At 72.2% G+C, this 19,039-nt stretch carries 15 protein-coding genes and 2 pseudogenes; 6 read left to right on the plus strand and 11 right to left on the minus strand.

Going from position 1 to position 19,039, the window contains the following annotated elements; translation table 11 throughout:
- Position 1 precedes the first annotated feature (1 nt).
- From OHA91_RS14665 to OHA91_RS14685, 5 genes are all read right to left on the minus strand, one after another.
- Positions 2 to 1,237, minus strand: a complete 1,236-nt coding sequence (locus OHA91_RS14665) for a glycosyltransferase family 2 protein (RefSeq protein ID WP_328739340.1) — start codon at positions 1,235 to 1,237, stop codon at positions 2 to 4.
- 6 nt (positions 1,238 to 1,243) lie between these two features.
- Complete coding sequence (locus OHA91_RS14670) at positions 1,244 to 2,914, minus strand: ArnT family glycosyltransferase (RefSeq protein ID WP_266498218.1); 1,671 nt, start codon at positions 2,912 to 2,914, stop codon at positions 1,244 to 1,246.
- Positions 2,911 to 4,251 carry a glycosyltransferase gene (locus tag OHA91_RS14675; RefSeq protein WP_328739341.1) on the minus strand — a complete coding sequence of 447 codons (1,341 nt, stop codon included), beginning with the start codon at positions 4,249 to 4,251 and terminating at the stop codon, positions 2,911 to 2,913. Before OHA91_RS14675 ends, OHA91_RS14670 begins: the two co-directional genes overlap by 4 nt.
- Positions 4,252 to 4,493: 242 nt before the next feature.
- Positions 4,494 to 6,560 carry a thioredoxin domain-containing protein gene (locus tag OHA91_RS14680; protein WP_328739342.1) on the minus strand — a complete coding sequence of 689 codons (2,067 nt, stop codon included), beginning with the start codon at positions 6,558 to 6,560 and terminating at the stop codon, positions 4,494 to 4,496.
- Between the two features lie 47 nt (positions 6,561 to 6,607).
- Positions 6,608 to 7,918: a recombinase family protein gene (locus OHA91_RS14685; protein WP_328739343.1), complete on the minus strand. Its 1,311-nt coding sequence runs from the start codon at positions 7,916 to 7,918 to the stop codon at positions 6,608 to 6,610.
- A 244-nt stretch (positions 7,919 to 8,162) separates the two neighbouring features.
- Between OHA91_RS14685 and OHA91_RS14690 the strand changes: the two genes are divergently transcribed.
- Entirely contained in the window at positions 8,163 to 11,447 is a 3,285-nt protein-coding gene (locus OHA91_RS14690; protein ID WP_328741136.1) for a tetratricopeptide repeat protein, read from the plus strand.
- Between the two features lie 614 nt (positions 11,448 to 12,061).
- Here the strand turns inward: OHA91_RS14690 and OHA91_RS14695 are convergent.
- Positions 12,062 to 12,289 (minus strand): hypothetical protein, encoded by a 228-nt coding sequence (locus tag OHA91_RS14695; RefSeq protein ID WP_031149799.1) that lies wholly within the window; start codon positions 12,287 to 12,289, stop codon positions 12,062 to 12,064.
- A gap of 2 nt (positions 12,290 to 12,291) precedes the next feature.
- Positions 12,292 to 13,173, minus strand: a complete 882-nt coding sequence (gene mca, locus OHA91_RS14700) for a mycothiol conjugate amidase Mca (protein ID WP_031149797.1) — start codon at positions 13,171 to 13,173, stop codon at positions 12,292 to 12,294.
- Positions 13,174 to 13,280: 107 nt separating this feature from the next.
- Here mca and OHA91_RS14705 point away from each other — a divergent pair, with 107 nt between their 5' ends.
- Together OHA91_RS14705 and greA are read left to right on the plus strand one after the other, a co-directional pair.
- Positions 13,281 to 13,694 (plus strand): DUF4307 domain-containing protein, encoded by a 414-nt coding sequence (locus tag OHA91_RS14705; protein WP_328739344.1) that lies wholly within the window; start codon positions 13,281 to 13,283, stop codon positions 13,692 to 13,694.
- A gap of 180 nt (positions 13,695 to 13,874) precedes the next feature.
- Complete coding sequence (gene greA, locus OHA91_RS14710; protein ID WP_031149793.1) at positions 13,875 to 14,372, plus strand: transcription elongation factor GreA; 498 nt, start codon at positions 13,875 to 13,877, stop codon at positions 14,370 to 14,372.
- A gap of 157 nt (positions 14,373 to 14,529) precedes the next feature.
- On the opposite strand, the pseudogene OHA91_RS14715 reads toward greA, so the two are convergent.
- From OHA91_RS14715 to ilvA, 3 genes and pseudogenes are all read right to left on the minus strand, one after another.
- Positions 14,530 to 14,649, minus strand: a pseudogene (locus tag OHA91_RS14715) (ABC transporter permease); the annotation flags it as partial.
- Positions 14,646 to 14,846: pseudogene (locus OHA91_RS14720) on the minus strand (ATP-binding cassette domain-containing protein); the annotation flags it as partial. The pseudogenes OHA91_RS14715 and OHA91_RS14720, both read right to left, overlap by 4 nt.
- A 137-nt stretch (positions 14,847 to 14,983) precedes the next feature.
- Positions 14,984 to 16,216, minus strand: coding sequence for a threonine ammonia-lyase (gene ilvA, locus OHA91_RS14725; protein WP_031149791.1), 1,233 nt, complete (start codon positions 16,214 to 16,216; stop codon positions 14,984 to 14,986).
- Between the two features lie 262 nt (positions 16,217 to 16,478).
- On the opposite strand from ilvA, the gene OHA91_RS14730 reads away from it, so the two are divergent.
- From OHA91_RS14730 to OHA91_RS14740, 3 genes are read left to right on the plus strand one after another with little or no spacing between them, the layout of a single operon-like run.
- Positions 16,479 to 17,000: a MarR family winged helix-turn-helix transcriptional regulator gene (locus tag OHA91_RS14730; RefSeq protein WP_046779115.1), complete on the plus strand. Its 522-nt coding sequence runs from the start codon at positions 16,479 to 16,481 to the stop codon at positions 16,998 to 17,000.
- Positions 17,001 to 17,056: 56 nt separating this feature from the next.
- The gene (locus OHA91_RS14735) at positions 17,057 to 17,479 is read left to right on the plus strand and encodes a sigma factor-like helix-turn-helix DNA-binding protein (RefSeq protein ID WP_031149788.1); all 423 of its coding nucleotides are present in this window, start codon (positions 17,057 to 17,059) and stop codon (positions 17,477 to 17,479) included.
- Complete coding sequence (locus OHA91_RS14740; protein ID WP_031149787.1) at positions 17,476 to 17,730, plus strand: hypothetical protein; 255 nt, start codon at positions 17,476 to 17,478, stop codon at positions 17,728 to 17,730. Before OHA91_RS14735 ends, OHA91_RS14740 begins: the two co-directional genes overlap by 4 nt.
- A gap of 83 nt (positions 17,731 to 17,813) precedes the next feature.
- Here the strand turns inward: OHA91_RS14740 and OHA91_RS14745 are convergent, their stop codons facing one another.
- Complete coding sequence (locus OHA91_RS14745; protein WP_328739346.1) at positions 17,814 to 18,971, minus strand: cystathionine gamma-synthase; 1,158 nt, start codon at positions 18,969 to 18,971, stop codon at positions 17,814 to 17,816.
- Positions 18,972 to 19,039 lie beyond the last annotated feature (68 nt).

Below are 19,039 nucleotides of genomic sequence, written 5' to 3' on the forward strand. Positions count from 1 at the left end.
CTCAACTCCTGGTGTGACGCCCCGAATCGGACGGGGAAGCATCGACCCGGGACGCATCGACCCGGGACCCGTCGACCGGGGACGTACGGCGCGGCAGATAGACCAGGGCCTCGGTCGCCGCGAACCGCAGGACGAAGGTGGTCACCAGCGCCAGCGCCGTGGCGGGCAGCACCCCCATCCCGAGCTGGGCGACGAACACCGCGATCAGCGGGATGCGCAGCAGCAGATCGGCGTTGGCGAGCAGCGCGAACCGGCCCACCCGGTCCGCCCAGTGACGGTGCCGGCGCCGCTCCCGGAAGAGCAGGACCTCGATGAGGACGAAGTTCCACAGCACCCCGGCCTGGTTCGCGACGATCTCCGCCGGGAGGTAGTGCATCCCCGCGCCCGTCAGCAGCCACAGCGCCGCCAGGTTCGGCACGAAACCCGTCAGCCCGATCAGCCCGAAGCCGATCATCCGCGCCAGCGGGGCCGCCGAACGCAACGACGCCAGGTGCGCCAGGAAGCGCATGCCCTCACGCGCCGTCGACTTCGACTCCCCCGCGAAGCGCTCCTGGAAGACGAAGGGCACCTCCGCCACCGCGGCCGGACGGCAGCGCACCGCCAGCTCCAACAAGATCTTGTAGCCGAGCGGTTCGAGGGCTCCGGCGGTCACCGCCGAGCGGCGCATCGCGAAGAACCCGCTCATCGGATCGCTGATCCCGCGCAGCGCCCGCGGGAAGAGCCCCTTCGTCAGCCACGTCGCACCGCGGGACACCGCGACGCGGTAGCTCCCGGCGAGCCCGGCCCGGCTGCCGCCGCTGATGTAGCGGGAGGCGACCACGAGGTCGGCGCCGGTGCGCTCGCCCTCGCCGACGAGTTCCGGGACCAGGTGGGGCGGGTGCTGCAGGTCGGCGTCCATGACGACGATCCAGTCGGTGTCCGCCCGCCCGATCCCCTCCACGACCGCCCCGCCCAGGCCGCCCTCGGCCACCTCCCGGTGCAGGACCGACACCGGAAAGGGATGGTCGGCGGCGGCCTTCTCGATGACGGCGGGGGTGTCGTCCGTGGAGTCGTCCACGAACAGCACCGCGCAGGGCCGGTCGCCCGGGAGCGCCTGCCCGAGTCGGCGCAGCAACTCCACGATGTTCCCTGCCTCGTTGAAGGTCGGGATGATGAGGGTGACACTGCCGGCCACAACGCGCGGAGCGTGTTGCTCCGCATCGACCGGGGCACGCAGGGACCACAGGTCCTCGCTCATGGCGGCTCAGCTCCCACTCTCGCGGTCGGTGCGGCGGATCTCGATGCGGTCCTCACCCGAACCGAAGACGGCCACCACGGTCGAATGCTCCAGCGCGGCCCTCACCGTGGGCAGCTCCACCGCGTCACGGCGCACCGTGGGCGAGGAAACCACGTAGTCGATGTCCCGCCAGCCGCCCGGCAGGGTCTTGGTGACCGCGGGGTCCAGGTCGGCCTTGTAGAACCAGATGGCGCCCGGCCCCGGCTCGAAACCGTGGTGCACGGCGTCCAGCCAGAGCGCGTCGTCGAGCAGCACCCGGGTCCCCGCGGGGTCGGCGACCTCGCTGCCGAGCCACGCCGCGGCCTGCCGGTACGGGCCGTTCGCGTCGACCGTCAGCGCGGTGCGGTTGCCCTCGTACCAGCGCGGCAGCACGTACACGGCCGCCGACGCGGCCAGTACGCCGAGCACCGCCCAGCGCACCCACACCCGCACCCCGCGCGCCCCGGCCCCGCGGCGGCGGCGCAGCACGGCGTGCGTGACGCTGGCCGCGCCGCCCGCCAGGACCAGGGCGAGGAACGGCAGCGCCTGGATCACGTACATCGCGGGCAGGTAGCCCGACGGCCGCATCGCGACGACGGCGAGGATGACGGCGGCGAGCGCCGGACCGGCCAGCGCCCGGGCGGTCACCGACCAGCGCACCGTGACGATCAGCAGCCCCGCGCCGGCCAGACCGCCGAGCGGCAGGACGGTGTCGTAGTACAGCCAGGACCGGAACACCCCGTTCGAACCGGAACCGGGCGTGAGGATGAAACCGGACCCCTCGCGGCCCATCTGGTAGGTGATGCCGTCGATGAGCGAGACGTGGCCGGAGCCCGGCAGCAACTCGCCGTTGAGCAGGGCGTACAGCGGGTACGACAGGCCGATCAGCGCACAGGCGGTGACGGCCCCGGTAACGGCGAACTTCCTGGTGTCGCGGTGGCTGTGCCGCCACATCGTCACCAGCAGCGCCGGCAGCACCACCAGCATCGTCTCCTTGGTGAGGACGGCGGTGGCGGCCGCCAGCCCGGAGGCGAAGTGGTGCCACAGATGGCGGTTCGGCGACGCGGCGAGGCAGAACGCCAGCAGCATCCACATCACGGCGATGTTGTCGAGGAAGATCTCCCGCTGGAGGACCACGGACAGCGGCGACAGCCCGAAGAGCGCCATCGCGAGCCCGGCCGCCCACCGCGGCAGCCACAGCCGGCGCGCCAGCACGTACAGCAGCACCGAGGAGGCGGCGGACACCGCGAGCATCGAGAACCGCATCGGTGCGACGGTCATCCACTCCGGGACGAACAGCGACGGCAGGTACGTCAGGGCCGCCACCTGGATCCAGCCGAGCGGCGGATGGTCGTACCAGTACGTGTAGTGGGCCAGGCCCTCGCCCTGCTGGACCGCCCACGCCTGGGCCAGGTAGGTGCCCTCGTCGTCGCTCAGCGTCGGGAAGTTCGTGATGTTCCAGCCCTGGACGGCGACGATCACGAGCAGCAGGGCCCCGCACAGCAGCAGGTCGGGGCGGGAGGAGCGGAAGCGCACGAGCGGGCGGACGGGCGGGGCCGGACGGACGCCGAGCCCGCCGGCCGCGGTGCGCCGGGCGGGGACGGCCGGGGTCTCGGTCCCGGGCCCGGGGGCAGTGGCCGTGGGCAGGGTGGCGGTCACTGGCGGCTGTCCTCTCGGATCGCGGTGGAGGCGGAGGCGGAAGCAGTTGCGGAGGCGGAAGCAGTTGCGGAGACGGCCGGGACGGTGACGGCCGGGACGGTCGTCAGATGGGCGCCGGTGTGACTGGTCAGCTCCCACTCGTTGCGGCCCCGCTGCTCGCGCCAGACGGCACGGATCGCTGCGCCCGCGAGCATCACCTGGTAGAACGGGCCGCCGACCACGAGCTTGACGTAGTGCACGAAGCGGACCCGCAGGCCGTACTGCCGGCCGAAGTCGTGCAGGCCGACGATCTCGAAGACGAACGTCACCATCGCCGTGATCATGGGCAGGAAGGTGATGATCGCGATGCCCACGGGGACGTCGAGGAAGACCGCGACGGCGAAGTTGACCGGGATGATCACACCCGACGCCGCCTGCATGAACGGTGTCATCAGCGTGTAGCGGGCGAGCCAGCGCTGGCCCCGGCCGGGCAGCTGCTGCCAGTCCTTCTTCCGGTACACCTGCAGGAACCCCTGGTTCCAGCGGGTGCGCTGCTTGAACAGGCTCACCAGCGAGCCCGGCGTCTCCTCGCGGGTCACCATGTCGGAGTCGTAGGCGACGACGACCTTCTTGCCGACCGACGACAGCCGCACCCCCAGGTCGCAGTCCTCGGCCAGGCAGTCCTGGTCCCAGCCGCCGGCCTCGCGCAGCACCTCGGTGCGGACGAAGACGGTGTTGCCGCCCAGCGGGATGAACCCCTTCTCGGCGTGCAGGTGGAGCCGGGAGCGGAACCAGAAGAAGTACTCCAGGCAGTTGCGCAGGCTGTACCAACTGGAGTGGAAGTTGATCAGCTGGACCCCGCCCTGGACCACGTCGGCACCGGTGGACCGGAAGGCGTGGTCGACGTGGGCCAGCAGCTCGGGATGGACCTGGTCCTCGGCGTCGAAGACCCCGACGATGTCGCCGCGGCAGGACGGCAGGGCGGTGTTGAGGGCCTTCGGCTTGTTCTTCGTCTCGTGGTGGTCGACGACCACCCGCACCCGGGCCGGCTCGCGGGCCGCGGCCCGTTCGGCGACGGCAGCGGTCTCGGGGTCGTCGTGCCCGACGATCACGATGATCTCGTAGTCGGTGTGGCTCGATTCCAGCAGCCGGTCGATGGTGTGCTCCAGCACCGCCTGCTCGTGGCGGGCGGGCAGCAGCAGCGAGAACGCCAGGCGCCCCTCCCCGTCGGGACGGTCGAAGCGCGTGGCGGCGAGCGTCTCCGGCGTCCGCCACGCGTGCATCTGCCACCAGAGCGTGAACGCGGCCATCCAGAAGAGCGCCAGTGAAATGACAGCAATGAACACAGACGTGTACAAAAGGCCCCCCACAGACCCGCCACCCCCAGGCGGCGATCAGAAAACCCCCCGGAGACTCGCGGCAGGCCCCCCGGCCCGCCGCCGCCCCGCTTCCCCCCGGACGCACCCCCCAGCGCGCCGTCCCGGTGACTCCCGAAGCCATGAGATTAGGCAGGGAACATGACATCCAGCCTCAGCGTCGATGAAATACGTGTTTCTGAATCGACATATACACAAACGGAATTGACGGCACTCCGGGCACTTCAGGGACGAACCGCACCCAACTGCTCCGCCAGCTCGACCGGGTCCGTCGTAGGCCGCGCGCAGACGAAATGTCGACACACATACGCCGCCGGAAGGTCGTGCACCAGTGTGCGCTCGGCCAGAAGAGGGAACTCCCCCTCGCCGCCCTCCGCGGGCTGCGGCAGCCCCACCGCCACCACCGCACCAGGAGCCGTCCCCAGCAACGCCGCCCGGTGCAGCGCCGTCCGCGCCGGATCCTCCGGATGCCCGACCACCGCCACCTCGCGCGGCCCGTCCAGCAGCGCCTCGGCCACCGACAGCCCGTGCCCGATGAAACGCGGCACGCGCGGACCCAGCGCCTGCACCACCCCGAGTGCCCGCTCCGCCGCCGTACGGTGCGCCTCCGAACCGGTGTGCGCCGCGTACGAGAGCAGCGCGCCCGCGGCCGCCGTCCACCCGGACGGCGCGGCCGTGTCCGTCGGATCCTGCGGCCTGCGGATCAGCTTCTCCGCATCGTGCGCCGTGTCGTACAGCGACCCGTCCTCGGCGGTGAAGCGGTCCAGGACCAGGTCCAGCAGGAAACCGGCGAACTCCAGCCACACCCCCTCACCGGTCACCGCCGCCAGGGCGAGGAAACCCTCCGCGACGTCGCCGTAGTCCTCCAGCACCCCCGCGTTGGCACCCACGTGCCCGTCCTTGCTGGTCCGCGCGAGACGGGGAGCCCGGCCGGCGGCCGCGTCGAAGTGCACCCGCACCAGCAGGTCCGCGGCCTCGGTCGCCCGCTCCACCAGGTCGGGCCGATCGAAGTACGCACCGCACTCCGCCAACGCCGCGATGGCCAGGCCGTTCCACGCGGCGACGACCTTGTCGTCCCGCCCCGGCGCGGGCCGCTCCGCCCGCGCCGCCAGCAGCCGCTCCCTGATCCCGGCGATCCGCTCCGCGTCCACCGCCGGCCCGTCCTGGGGCAGCTGGAGCACGGACGCGCCGTGCTCGAAGGTGCCCTCCTCGGTCACCCCGAAGTACCCGGCGGCCAGCACCCCGTCGTCCTCGCCGAGCACTTCCCGCAACCGGTCCGGCGTCCAGGCGTAGTACGCCCCCTCCACGTGCTCGCCGGTCAGCGGATCCTCGCTGTCGGCGTCGAGGGCGGACGCGAAACCGCCCTGGGCGGTCCGCAGCTCCCGGACCATGAAGTCGGCGGTCTCCAGCGCCACCCGCCGCGCGAGCTCCGAACCGGTGGCCCGCCACAGGTGGGCGTAGACCCGGCAGAGCAGGGCGTTGTCATAGAGCATCTTCTCGAAGTGCGGGACCACCCACTCCCGGTCCACCGAGTACCGCGCGAACCCGCCGCCGAGCTGGTCGTAGATCCCGCCGCGCGCCATCGCCTCACAGGTGTCGGCGGCCATCTGCAGCGCACCCTCGGACCCGGTGCGGGCGTGATGGCGCAGCAGGAACTCCAGCACCATGGACGGCGGGAACTTCGGCGCCCCGCCGAACCCGCCGCGCACGGCGTCGTACTCGCGCGTCAGCCCGAGCAGCGCCTGCGCGAGCTCCTCGGCCCCCGGGGTCCCGGCCTTCCCGTAGTCCAGCTGCCGCCCGGCCAGGTCCCGCACGATCTTCTGCGCGACCTCGGCGACCTCCTCGGGCCGCCCCACCCAGGCGGCCCGCACGCCTTCGAGCACCTGCATGAAGGAGGGCATCCCGTGCCGGGGCTCGGGCGGGAAGTAGGTCCCGAAGTAGAACGGCTCGGCGTCCGCGGTGAGGAAGACGGTCATGGGCCACCCGCCCTGCCCGGTGGCGGCCTGCACGGCTTCCATGTAGACGGCGTCGACGTCGGGCCGCTCTTCCCGGTCCACTTTGATGTTGACGAAGTGCTCGTTCATGTATGCGGCGGTCAGTTCATCTTGGAAACTCTCGATCGCGAGGACATGACACCAGTGACAAGAGCTATACCCAACGCTTAGCAGAACGGGTACGCCCCGCTCGCGCGCCTCGGCGAAGGCCTCCGGCGACCACGGCCACCAGTCGACGGGGTTGTCCGCGTGCTGGAGCAGGTACGGCGAGGTCTCGTTCGCAAGGCGATTCGGCATGGGCCCATCCTGCCGCACCACCCCGTGCGAGGCTCATGACCTGGCCATCAGGCCGCCGGTTCGGCGCCCTTGATGCGATCGGCCCATTTCCAGACCGGGACCACGCGAGAGTAGTCCCAGGTCCCGCAACCCTTCCTACCTGGTCTGATCAAAAGGTGACCGAAGACCGAAGCGATCACCTTCCGCTTCTCTTCGAAAGCCATTTCACCCGACTGCCACCGCAAGCGCATCGGTTCCGGCAGCCGGATGCGACCCTGCCCCTCCTCGGGGAAGAGGAGCCTCTCGATAGCGGCCTCGACGAGCGGCCCGCTGATGGCACACCGACCACAGCCACGCCCTGCGATGCAGATGTAGTTGTACGGACTCGTGCGACTGCGCGGGCTCTTGGCGCCTCCCATGAGCTGACCGCAGTCGTCGCCTCCCGCAAGTCGACCCCCGCAACGCACGAACCCGGTGGCGAGATACTTCGGTCCCGCCGCCCGGCCGGTCAGGCGTGGACTGAGCGGACCCCGGTGCATGTAGAGGCTTCCGGCCGAGAAGGTCGCACAGACCGCTCTCCACTGCTCGGGCGGGACGATGGCCTGCCACGCCCCGACCAGCGGACTTCCGGTGTCGGGATCGATCAGCAGCTCGCCCCGGTTGGCTCGGAAGCCGCACACCCTCGGAGCCGTGATGATCTGAGTGACCGATTGGGGGGCCAGACGACCCCCACGAGTTCCCGTGATCCCCTGCGCATCCCATTCGCGCACCACCTGCCCCATGGAGGCCCCGCCGATCCGGTCCTCGATCGCCTTGCGGACGAGTTCCGACTCCACCGGATGCAGCGTCTGCCGGTCCGGCAGCCACCCGAAGGGCCTCGGGCCGCTGTGCGGCAGCCCGTCCATGGCCCGCGACCAGTGCCAGTCCTGGACCCGGCGGCTGCGCATCTCCCCCTCGGCGGCGGCACCTTGGAGACATGCGGCACCTTGGAGCAGTCCGGCCTTGGTGTACGGATCTCGCAGGCCCTCCCGGGCCACGTAGACCCGCCCCGGTGCCGAGGTGAGCGCCGCCATGAAGCGGATGAAGTCCTCGGGCCTGCGGTAGAGGCGGTCGTCCGCGACCGCTACGACGCCCCGCAGCGGCCCGGCCGCGAAGGCGTGCCCCCGATGGAGGTCGGCGAGGAGGTGGTCGAAGGCGGGGCGTTCCCGGTCGTCCTTGGTTGCGTTGCGTGCGTTGTCGGTGTAGGTGGCCACCACGACGCAGCCGTGCTCGCGCGCCGTGCGTTCGTTGATGCGGTGCTGGTGGCGTACGCCGCGTGCGTCGCGGTGGGGGGTGTCCTGCGAGGTTCGGGCGTAGGAGGCGACCGGTATCTGGTCCATGGAGCGTTTCCCCGTCGAGAGTTGGTGCGATGTTCGCTACAACGCGCGAACGCCTCGCGGGGTTACGCCCGGGGGAACGGGCGTATCGCCATGCGGCCTTGGGTGCAGGGGAGTTGGTCTGTTTCGGCTCGGCCGTGCGAAGGAATGACCGCTTCCCTCTGAACTAGCTCAGATTCCCTCGCGCGCGGAGGAGTCCCGCAGGACACTTGGGGCACGTTGCCGGAGCTCTCTGAGGGGGATGCCGATGCGGGACAGCCATCGTGGTGAGGCCGAGCGTCTGTTGGAGCGGGCCGTGGACGAGGCGGTCCGGCGGGGGGCGGGCTCGGCGGATGCCGCGGGCGGGGCGGTGGTGGACAGGGCGGCGCTGCTGGCGCGCGGCAGGGAGGCACTGGACGCGCTCGCCGCGAGTGCGGCGCCCGAGTACGAGTCGTACGTGCGGGCGTTGGACGAGGCGGCGGCCGGGGACCAGTCGCTGGGTGAGGCGTTCCGGCGGGGGAACACGTCGACGGCGGTGCTGGTGACCGCGGTCGCGGCGGCCGCGGCCGTCGGGGCGGACCTGTCGCTGGGTGTCGCGGCGGGTACGGCGCTGACGACGGGCGCCGTCGTCGGGATCGCGGGGGCGGTGGCGACGGTGGCGAAGGTGACGGCGCTGCACGTGCCGGCCGCGAACCGGCGGGCCGGGGAGCTGGGCCGGCCGGGCGGGGCGGAGCAGTTGAAGCTGCAGTGGCTGTCGGCGCTGGAGGTGCGCGGGATACGTCCGTTCCTGGAGCAGCAGCGTGCGGTGGCGGCTGCGGCGCGGGCGCCGCGGCCGGTGGCGCTGTCGTCGGCGCGGACGGCGGGGCAGTTGCGGGGGGCGGACCGCAGTGCGGAGGCCCGGCGGCGCAGTGCGCTGGAGCAGTCGTTCGGGCAGTTGCCGGATGTGGCGGACCGGTTCGCGGGGCGGCGGGCGGAGCTGACGCGGATCGCGCAGTGGGTGCAGGCGGCGCGGGCGAGTACGGAGACGCGCCCGGTGGTCGTGGTGTTGCACGGGGAACCGGGGGTGGGGCGGACGGCGCTGGCGTTGCGGGCGGCGCATGCGCTGCGGGACCAGTTCCGGGGTGCGTGTGTGGTGGACATGCGGGGTGGTTCGCCGAGCGGGGAGCCGGGCGAGGCGCCGCTGTCGACGCGGGAGGCGCTGTTGCACCTGATGAACCGGCTGGGTGCGCCGCGGGAGCAGTTGTTGTTCCGGGAGGGTGCTTCGGCGGAGCAGCAGGTGAGGCGGTTGGGCGAGTTGTACCACCAGCACTTGCGGGGGTTGCCGGTGACGGTGCTGCTCGATGATGCGGTGGATGCGGCGCAGGTGCGGATGCTGGTGCCGGAGCGTTCGGAGAGTCTGGTGCTGGTGACGGCGCGGGAGCCGTTGGAGCTGCCGGGGGATCTGGCGGCGTGGGTCCATCAGCTGCCGGTGGAGCGGCTGGACGGGGATGAGGCGGCGGAGCTGGTGCGGGCGGCGGCGCCGGAGTCGGTGGCTGGTGAGGGGGCCGCGGCCGGGGTGGCTGCGGTGGTGGGGGTGAGTGGCGGGTTGCCGCTCGCTCTGCGGATGCTGGCTCCACTGGTGGGTGCGGGTGTGGGGGCTCCCGCCGGTGAGGGGGTCGGGGCCGGGACCGGGGCCGGGGTGCATCCGGTGGAGGCGGCGCTGCGGGCGGCGGATGCCCGGTTGGCCGAGCCGGCCCGGCTGCTGCTGCGGCGGTTGCCGCTGGCGGGGCGGGCCTCGCTGGGTGGTGCGGCGGCGGCCGCGCTGGCCGACGTACCGGAGCAGGCGGCGTTGCGGACGCTGGAGGAGTTGTGGGAGGCGGGGCTGATCGAGCGGGTCCGGGGCCAGCGGTTCCGGATGCATGACGCGGTGCGTGCGTACGCGGCGGCGCGGCTGGCGTCGGACGAGGACCGGGCGCAGGCGGTGGCGGCGCACGAGCGGCTGATCCGGAACTATGCGCAGCTGGCGGACTCGGTGATCCGGATGGTCGACGGGAAGATGTCGACGCGGGCGAACCAGTTCGGCGGGCATGGTTTCGTCTCGCTGGATGCGGCGCTGCGGTGGCTGGACGACGAGTCGAGTTTCATCACGGCGGCGCTGCGGCATTCGGAGGGGGTGGACCAGCAGGCGGTGCTGGATCTGCTGGGGGCGTTGTGCGACTTCTGTCTGCTGCGCGGGGACCTGTACCGGCTGGGTGAGATCGACGAGCTCACGCAGGCGGTGGCGGCGGGTCGGCAGGGCCAGGAGGGGCAGCAGGGGCGGCTGGTGCGGTCGGTGCAGTGGCGTACGGGTATCGCGGCGCGGCAGCTGGGTGAGCTGGACAAGGCGCGGACGACGCTGACGTCGGTGGTGGACCAGTACATGGAGGCCCATCAGGAGGCGGGGGCGGCGATGGCGCTGGTGTCGCTCGGGATCACGCTGCACCATCAGGGCAATCTGCCGGAGGCGGCGGTGCGCATCCGTGAGGCGCTGGTGCTGCAGGAGCCGGCGGAGCTGGCGGGTGACCGGGCGTGGGGTCTGCACGCGCTGGCGGCGGTGGAGCGGGATCTGGCGCATCTGGCGGAGGCGACGCGGCTGCTGGAGACGTCGCTGGCGTTGCACCGGGAGAGCGAGAGCGTGCACGGGGAGGCGTGGGCGCATTTCCAGCTGGGGCAGGTGCACCTGCGGTTCGGTGAGGTGGAGCAGGCGGAGAAGGAGTTGGACCTGGCGTTGCAGTTGTACGGGCGGACGCGGGACGACCGCGGCGAGGCCTGGGCGCTGACGCAGCTGGGGCGGGCGCGGGTGGTGGACGGGGATCCGGGGCCGGCGGTGGAGCGGCTGCGGGAGGCGCTTGCGCGGCATCGGGAGGCGGAGGACGCGCGCGGGGAGGCGTGGACGCAGTACTACCTGGGGCAGGCGCTGGAGGTGAGCGGCGAGCGGGACCAGGCGGTGCGGGAGCTGGAGCGGGCGCGGACGATGTTCTCGCGGATGCGGGACGTGTACGGGTTGGCGCACGCCCGGCACCATTCGGGTCGGGTGACGCGGGACCAGCGGGCGGCGCAGACGGGGAACCTGAAGAATTCGGGTTTCGCCCGGCAGTTGCTGGTGGATGCGCGGGCGGATTTCCAGCGGATCGGGCTGGCGCACGGTGAGGCGTGGACGTGCCTGGAGCTGGCGGTGGTGGACGCGGGCAACGGGCGGTTGTCGCAGGCGCTGGGGTTGTGCGAGGAGGCGGTGCGGCTGTTCATCTCGTACGGGGACCGGCGCGGGGAGGACTGGGCGCGGTTCCTGCGGTGCACGCTGTTGCCGTACGTGGGTCTGGCGGGGCCGGGGGTTCCGGAGGAGGCGCGGGTGGAGCTGGTGCGGCTGGTGGAGGCGCCGCATGCGGCGCGTGACGGCCGGCTGGTGGACTGTCTGGAGACGTACGGGGTGATCCTGGGCCGGGGTGTGGATCCGGCGGAGGGCTGGCAGGCGTGGCGGCTGGGTCTGGTGCCGAACCTGCACTCGCGGGAGGTCATGGGGGTGCCGCGGGGGTGAGCGGTCCGGCCGGGCCGGCCCGGGGCGCAGCCCTCGCCCCGCCCCCGGCGCCCCCAGGGCGGCGGTCGCGGCTCAGGGCTCGCACCGCCCCGGTGGCGGCACGGTCCGGCCGGCGGGGTGGCGGAGGCTCGGCGGCTGCGGCTGTACGACCGGGCGGCGGGCATAGGTCGCTGGGCCCGGGCGGCGGCCGGACGGGTCGCAAGGCTCGGCCGTTGCTGGCACCGGGCGACGGCCGGCGGGGCCGCGGGGTCGGCCGGCGTGACCGCCGGGGCTCGCCGGCCACGGCTGCACGGCGGAGCCGGCCGGCCGGGTGGCAGGGTCCGGGCGGCGGCCTGCGGGACCGAGAGACTCGGCCGGCCGTCGCGGCCGCGTGGCGGCGGCCGGCGGGGTCGCTGGGTCCGGGCGGCGGCCGGACGGGTTCGGCCGGACGTGGCGGCGCCGGGGGCCGCGTGGTCCGGCCTCGGGGGCCGCGGCCCCGGCTGGCGTCCCGTGCGGGCAGGGGGGTGCGCCCATGCGCGATCGCCGCCCCACCGTCGTGGGCGGGGCGGCGTACTCGGGGGCGGCTCGTGGCCGGTGTCGCGGGCCGGGGAGGGCCGCCCGGACCTGCGGGCGCCCTACGCGGTCGGCTTGGCCGCGGGGGTGGCGGTGGGGGCCGGTTCGGGGGCCTCTTCGAAGTCGACCCGGCCCATGTGCCGGTTCATGGACTTCATCAGGGCCCACACGCCGATTGCGAGGGCCGCGAACACGAGGAAGCCCAGGATGCCGGGCGTCACCTTGTTCTTGTCGAAGGTGTCACCCGCCAGGGGAAGGAGCTGGGTCAGTGCTGCCTGCGTAGCGCTCATAGCTACGCATTCTCCCGGATGCCCGCGAAGAGGTCGGACTCGGGGAGGGAGGTGTCGACGAGCGACTTCGCGAGCTCGTACTCCTCGGTGGGCCAGACCTCCTTCTGGACCTCCATGGGGACGCGGAACCAGCCGCCGTCCGGGTCGATCTGGGTGGCGTGCGCGATGAGGGCCTTGTCGCGGATCTCGAAGAAGTCCGCGCAGGGGATGTGGGTGGTGAGGGTCCGCTCCTTGCGCTCGAACTCCTTCCACCGCTCCAGCCACTCGCCGTAGGGGGAGTCCAGGCCGCGGGAGAGCATCGCCTCGTGCAGGGCGATGGTGCGCGGCTTGTTGAAGCCCTGGTTGTAGTACAGCTTCTGCGGCTGGTGGGCGGGGCCGTACTCGGCCTCGGGGTACTTCTCGGTGTCGGCCGCTCCGTCGAAGGCCACCATCGAGATGGTGTGGGTCATGATGTGGTCGGGGTGCGGGTAGCCGCCGTTCTCGTCGTACGTGGTGACGACCTGCGGCTTGAACGCGCGGATCTTCTTGACGAGCTCGCCTGCGGCCTCGTGGACGTCCGCGAGGGCGAAGCAGCCTTCGGGGAGCGGGGGCAGCGGGTCGCCCTCGGGGAGGCCGGAGTCGACGTAGCCGAGCCATTCCTGCTCGACGCCGAGGATCTGGCGGGCCTCCTCCATCTCCTTGGCGCGGACCTCGTGGATGTTCTCCTCGATGTACTTGTCGCCCTGGAGCTTGGGGTTCAGTACGGAGCCCCGTTCGCCGCCCGTGCAGGTCACGACCATGACGGGGACCCCTTCGGACACGTACTTTGCCATCGTGGCCGCGCCCTTGCTCGACTCGTCGTCGGGGTGGGCGTGGACGGCCATCAGTCGAAGCTGCTCGGTCAAAACAGGATCCTCTGCGATTCGGCGCGACACTCGGCTTCTATAGTGACCGAACTGGGGGACGGAAAATTCCAGGGATGACCCACCCTCCCCAGCGAGAGGAAAAGATCATGAGCGCGGTGCGCGAGGGACTGCCCGAGGGCCGGTACGGCCGGTCGGCGGACGAGCGTGCGGACCGGAAGCTCAAGATCATCGGGGCGGCGATGGGTGCCGTGCTGCTGGGCGTGATCGGCTGGATCGGCTGGGACTACGTCGCGGGCCGGAGCGTGAGCGCCGAGGTGATCAAGTTCCAGGTGATTTCGGACACCGAGGTGAAGGTGCACCTTGAGGTCCGCAAGGACGCGTCGGTCACCGGTGTGTGCACCATGGTCTCGCAGGACGAGCAGCACGCCGAGGTGGGCCGCGCCGATTTCACCTTCGCCCAACCCCGGTCGCGGGTCGACGAGGTCGTGTCGGTGAAGACCACCGGCCGGGCCACCATGATCGAGCTGGTCGGCTGCCAGCCCGCGGGGTCCGCCGGCTGAGACGCCCGGCCGAGGCGCTCCGCGGAGGCACTCTGGCAAGGCGTTCCGCCGAGGCTTGGAATGCGGCCCGCGGGGCAATGGCCCTCTGGGGTCCTCCCCCTTTTCTTCCCGAATTGTTAGGCTCGTGGTTTCGTCCGCCGCTGGCGGCCTTGTAGTCCCCTGTACCGACGAGGAGCACCCGTGACCCAGACGAGCGAGAGCGTCACCTGGCTGACCCAGGCGGCGTACGACCAGCTGAAGGCGGAGCTGGACTACCTCTCTGGTCCCGCCCGCACGGAGATCGCAGCGAAGATCGCAGCCGCCCGCGAGGAGGGCGACCTGCGCGAGAACGGCGGGTACCACGCGGCCAAGGAGGAGCAGGGCAAGCAGGAGCTCCGGGTCCGCCAGCTCACGCAGCTCCTGGAGAACGCCAAGGTCGGGACCGCGCCCGCGTCCGACGGTGTGGTGGCGCCGGGCACCCTCGTGAAGATCGCCTTCGACGGCGACGAGGACGACACGATGGAGTTCCTGCTGGCGTCGCGCGAGTACGCGTCCGCGGACTTCGAGACGTACTCCCCGCAGTCCCCGCTGGGCACCGGAGTGCTGGGCAAGTCGATCGGCGAGGACGCCGAGTACGAGCTGCCGAACGGCAAGAAGGCCTCGGTCAAGATCCTGGACGTCAAGCCCTTCACCGGCTGATCACCCCCGATCACCCTTGGTTCACCTGTGATGCCCCGGCCGGTTCTCCGGCCGGGGCATCACGCGTACGGGGCATCACGCGTACGGGGCATCACGCGTACGGGGCATCACGCGTACGGGCGCCACGCGTGCGGGGCCCGTACGGTCGGGCAGGGGCCTACGCGCTCGCCGAGCGGTACTTGCGGACCGAGAGGGTCCGGAAGACCACGATGATCAGTAGTGACCAGAGGACGGACGCCGTGACCGGGTGCTGCATGGGCCAGGCGTCCGGGACTCGATGCCGGCGACGACGGCCTTGCCGCTGTCGGGGCACAGGAGGGTGGTCAGGACGCGTACGGTCGTGGTCTTGCCCGCGCCGTTCGGGCCGAGCAGACCCAGGACGGTGCCTTCGGGGACGTCGAGGTCGACACCGTCCAGAGCCCGTACGTCGCCGAAGGTCTTGACCAGACCCTCGGCCTGGATGGCACCTGGCATATGGATTCTCCCCATGCGAATCGGGCCAGTGGGGTCGAGCGATTCAGGACATTTCTGCGCAAATCCTATGGGGGCAGGGCAGGCCCCGCTCGGCCGAACGGGTGGTGCGGGGGCTGGGGGGCTGGTCCGCCGATCCGCTAGCCCATCACCTTGTATCCCGCGCCGTGCAGCGTCCGCGCGACCTCCGCGCAGTGCTCCGGCCCCTTGGTCTCCAGGTGCAGTTCCACCTCCACCTCCGTGAGCCCCAGCCGCGGGTCGGTCCGTACGTGGCTCACGTCCAACACGTTCGCATCGACCACTGACAACACCCCCAGGAGCCCGGCCAGCGCCCCGGGCCGGTCCGCCACGCGCAGCCGCAGGGACAGGTACCGGCCCGCCGCCGCCATGCCGTGCCGCAGGATCCGCTGGAGCAGGAGCGGGTCGACGTTGCCGCCGGACAGCACGGCCACGACCGGGCCCGCGCCGTACAGCTCGGGCTCGCTCAGCAGGGCCGCCACCGTACTGCACCCGGCCGGCTCGACGACGAGTTTCGCCCGTTCCAGGCACAGCAGCAGGGCGCTGGAGAGGGCGTCCTCGGACACGGTGCGCACGTCGTCGAGGAGCTCGCCGATGATCCTGAAGGGAACGTCGCCGGGGCGGCCCACCTTGATGCCGTCGGCCATCGTGTTCGGGTCGTCGATCGAGACCGGGTGGCCGGCCTTGAGGGAGGGCGGGTACGCGGCCGCGCCCGCCGCCTGCACCCCGACGACCCGCACGTCGGGCCGCAGCGCCTTCACGGCGACGGCCACCCCGGCGGCGAGCCCGCCGCCGCCGATGCCGACGAGGATGGTGCGCACCTCCGGGCACTGCTCCAGGATCTCCAGGCCCACCGTGCCCTGGCCGGCGATGATGTCGCGGTGGTCGAAGGGGTGGATGAACACCGCGCCCGTGCGGTCGGCGTACTCCTGGGCCGCGGCGAGGGTCTCGTCGACGACCTGGCCGTGCATGCGTACGTCGGCCCCGTACTCCTGGGTCGCGGCGACCTTCGGCAGCGGCGCCCCGACCGGCATGAACACGGTGGAGCGGACGCCGAGGAGCGAGGAGGCCAGTGCCACGCCCTGGGCGTGGTTGCCGGCGCTGGCGGCCACGACGCCGGCGGCGCGCTGCTCGGGGCGCAGGCCCGCGATGCGCACGTAGGCTCCGCGGAGCTTGAAGGATCCGGTGCGCTGGAGGTTCTCGCACTTGAAGTGGACGGGCGAGCCGGTGAGCGCGGAGAGGTGCCTGCTGCCTTCCATCGGCGTGACCCGGGAGACGCCGGAGAGCATCTTCTGGGCCCCCCGGACGTCGTCGAGGATGACCTGGGGAACGGGCTGGGGCACGCGGTAGTTCATGCCGTCAGTCTTGCAGCCCGGGCGCGGCCCGGCGCGGAGCGTCCGCAGGGGCTGCGGGAGGGTCTGGGCGGGCCCCGGAGCGGATGTCGGGGCAGGGTCGGGGCAGAGTCGGGGCAGGGTCGAAATCTCGCCATGCGGGACACCGGCGGGACGGGCGTCCCGGCGGGCCGTACCAGTTCTCGTACGAGGCGTACGAGCCGCGGCAGGGCCGCGTACTCTGTCCCCCATCCTTGTCGGACCCACGCGAAGAGAGCCCACGGCCATGCCTTCCTCCCCGGCCAATTCCGATCTGCCCGTGCAGGCCGAAGCGCCCGCCGGAGCCGGTCTCCTCGACGCGCTCCAGCACCAGGTGGCGGTCTTCGCCCGGCGCGCCGAGCAGACCCGTCTGGGCGGCGTGGGCCAGGCCCGCAACTCGATGGACCGCGCGGCCTACCTGTTGCTCAACCGGCTCGACCTGGAAGGCCCGATGGGCGTCAAGGCGCTCGCCGGAGGCATGGGGATCGACTCCTCGACGGTGACCCGGCAGGTCGCGCCGCTGGTCGACGGCGGTCTGGTCAAGCGGACCTCGCACCCGGAGGACGGGCGGGCCGTGGTCCTCGCGCTGTCCCCGCGGGGGCTGGCGCGGCTGGAGGAGGTGCGCTCCTCGCGGCGCGAGCTCATGGCGCGCGTGACGGAGGGCTGGAGCGAGGACGAGCGCGAGTCCTTCACGGGGCTGCTGACGCGCTTCAACCTGTCGCTGTCGGAGCTGATGGCGGCCGTGGCCGAAGCCGGTCCGGCCTCCTGAGCGGAGTCCGTCCGTCCTATTGACCTGACCGGTCCCACCGGCCGCACTATGTGAATATGCGGGCGGTTGATCAACAGGTTGGCCCCTACGGGGAGTTCGAGGCTTTCGTCGCGGGGGCGGCGGGGCGGCTCCTGCATGTCGCGGTGCTGCTGACCGGCGAACCGGAGTCGGCCCGCCGGCTGCTCGCGGGCGCGCTGGCCCGTACGTACGCGAACTGGCGGCGCCTGCGCGCCGACGACCCGTACGACTTCACCCGCCACGAGCTGTGCGCGGCCTTCGCCCGGACCGGCTGGCGCCACCACGGCGGGAGCGGGGTGCTGGCGCGGCTGAGCCCGCCGGAACGGCTCGTGCTCGTGCTGCGGCTCTACGAGGGGCTCGCGGAGGAGGTCACGGCGGCGCAGCTCGGGATGCCGGTGGAGCGGGTCCGCGTGCTGTGCAACCGGGCCGTGTCACTGCTGCGGGCCCGGGAGGCGGCGTGAGCGGGATTCCGGACCGGAAGGAAGCCCAGGTCAAACAGCTCCTGGAAGGCCCGTACCCGGTGGTGCCGACGGGCCTGGCCGCGGGCGCGGCGGCCCGCGGGGACCGACTCCTGCGCCGGCGGCGGGCGTTGCGCAGGTTCGGCTGGGCGGTGCTGTTCGCCGCCGCGGTGGCCTTCACGGTCTGGGCCTCCCTGACCCGCCCCTGGGCGGGCCCGCCGTCCGGCGTCTCCCCACCCCTGGAGGGCTGGTAGCCCCGCCCTCCCGGCTGCGGCGGGCCGCATGGCGCGGCGTGACCCCGCCGGGCCCGGTGGGGCCCGGGCGGGGTCCGGGGCGGCTAGCCCAGCGCCTGGGTCAGGTCCGCGATCAGGTCGTCGGCGTTCTCGATGCCCACCGAGACGCGGATCAGGTCCGCCGGGACCTCGAGGGCCGAGCCTGCCACCGACGCGTGCGTCATGCGGCCCGGGTGCTCGATGAGGGACTCGACGCCGCCCAGGGACTCGGCCAGCGTGAAGATCTTGGTGCGGCCGCAGACCGCGACGGCCTCTTCCTCGCCGCCGGCGACCTGGAAGGACACCATGCCGCCGAAGTTGCGCATCTGCTTGGCGGCGACCTCGTGGCCCGGGTGCTCGGGCAGGCCCGGGTAGAGGACCTTGGTGACCTTCGGGTGCCGCTTGAGCACCTCGACGATCTTGGCCGCGTTCTCCGCGTGCCGGTCCATGCGCACGGCCAGGGTCTTGATGCCCCGCAGCACGACCCACGAGTCGAAGGGCCCGGCCACGGCGCCCATCGCGTTCTGGTGGTAGGCCAGTTCCTCGCCCAGCGCCTCGTCGGCGGTGACGAGCGCGCCGCCGACCACGTCGGAGTGCCCGCCCATGTACTTGGTCAGCGAGTGAACGACCACGTCCGCGCCCAGCGCCAGGGGCTGCTGGAGGTACGGCGACGCGAAGGTGTTGTCCACGACCAGCTTGGCGCCGGCGGTCCGCGCGATGTCGGCGACGACGGCGATGTCGGTGATGCCGAGCAGCGGGTTGGAGGGGGTCTCGACCCAGATGACCTTCGTCTTCGGGGTGAGGGCGGCACGTACGGAATCGGCGTCGGAGGTGTCGGCCACCGACCACTCCACGCCCCAGCGGGAGACGACCTTCGCGAAGAGGCGGAAGGTTCCGCCATAGGCGTCGTTCGGGATGACCACGTGGTCGCCCGGGGAGAGCAGCGTACGCAGCAGGCAGTCCTCGGCGGCCAGTCCGGACGCGAAGGCGAGGCCTCGGCGGCCGCCCTCCAGCGCCGCGAGGTTCTCCTCCAGCGCGGTGCGGGTCGGGTTGGCGCTGCGGCTGTATTCGTAACCGCCGCGCAGGCCGCCGACGCCGTCCTGCTTGTAGGTGGAGACCTGGTAGATCGGCGGCACGACCGCGCCGGTCTGCGGGTCGGCGGTGTTGCCCGCGTGGATCGCGCGGGTCTCGAAGCTCTGGTGCTCGTGGCTGTCGTCGCTCATGGTCAGATGCTATGCCCAGGCCCGGTGTGCACCCCCCTATTCGCCTGCCGCCCCCTCGGTCTGGTTCG

The organism is Streptomyces erythrochromogenes (assembly GCF_036170895.1).
Lineage (GTDB): Bacteria > Actinomycetota > Actinomycetes > Streptomycetales > Streptomycetaceae > Streptomyces > Streptomyces erythrochromogenes.